Source organism: Amycolatopsis sp. NPDC058986 (assembly GCF_042741125.1).
Lineage (GTDB): Bacteria > Actinomycetota > Actinomycetes > Mycobacteriales > Pseudonocardiaceae > Amycolatopsis.
On record NZ_JBHYJW010000145.1, the window covers coordinates 1 to 1040 of the forward strand.

1 protein-coding gene is annotated in these 1040 nt (G+C 39.8%); it reads right to left on the reverse strand.

Going from position 1 to position 1040, the window contains the following annotated elements; genetic code table 11:
* A partial coding sequence (gene repM / locus ACFW0G_RS45505) for a replication initiation protein RepM (protein WP_378331827.1) occupies positions 1 to 926 on the reverse strand: 926 nt, incomplete at its 3' end.
* Positions 927 to 1040: the final 114 nt, after the last annotated feature.

Genomic DNA, 1040 nt, shown 5'->3' on the forward strand with positions numbered 1-1040 from the left:
TCTGTTTCTGTTCGCAATGCCTTGAATATGCGTTTTGCCGTTTCTTCTCGCACACTGGACGGGTCACGTAAAATATTGGCAATCCATATTGCAAATGCTTGATAGTCCTTATTCCCTGCTAGGTCGCTGATACTGTGGACTTTAGACAATACTGAGCTATAAGTATTTATCTGACTGTCTGACAAGTTGCAGAACATATCAACCGTGCTTGGATCTCGTTCATGGTTGATTGTTTTAGGCTTGGATTTCTGTTTAAAGCTGAATGAAAACCCAATGATTGAACGTCCTCGCTTATGTTGCTCGTATTCTGCCTTAATGTCGGTATGGTCGTTAATTTGTTGAATAGCAGGCTCTAATACTCGTCTTTTAAACGATTCCATCCGTTGATGCTCTGTGTCCAATACACCAAGTCTTGACCTCAATTCCTTAGTTTCAAGCATTGATACTTTCCCAGTGCTACGCCATGCAATTAGTAGTTCATATAAACGTATGGCATAGGCACTCGTTAGGCTACTTACCTGCTCCAGTTCATAACTGGTGAAATGCTTCTCTAGGTTGGTGATCAGTGGCACAACATCATCTGAAAACCTGATACGGACAAGGGCTTCATTTTCAACATAGGACACACGCTGTACCCATCGGCTCATAACAATCTCACGATTGCCTTTAGCCGTTAATTTTTGGTAACTAAAGCGACGCTCAAACAAGTTTTTGCAAGCATCCTTTAAGACTTTGTAGGCGGTGTTTCTATGGACATTGAAATGGTTAATGTAGCTTTCTGCATGGATAGTTAAATCACGGTCACTAGGGATATTAGACTCCCTCGCCTCCAGTATTGCTAAAAGGATTAGGCGTTGTTCTGCAAGGTCTAAATTATAACTGGCATTGATCAGCGCATTATCCTTAACGACTAGGTCTTTTTTCATACATAGCAACTTATTCGAATTTTGTTGTTATAGCAACATTATATAACAATGTTGTAATATGCAAGATAAACGTTGCTATATTGCAAGATAAACGTTGCTATATTGCAAGATAAA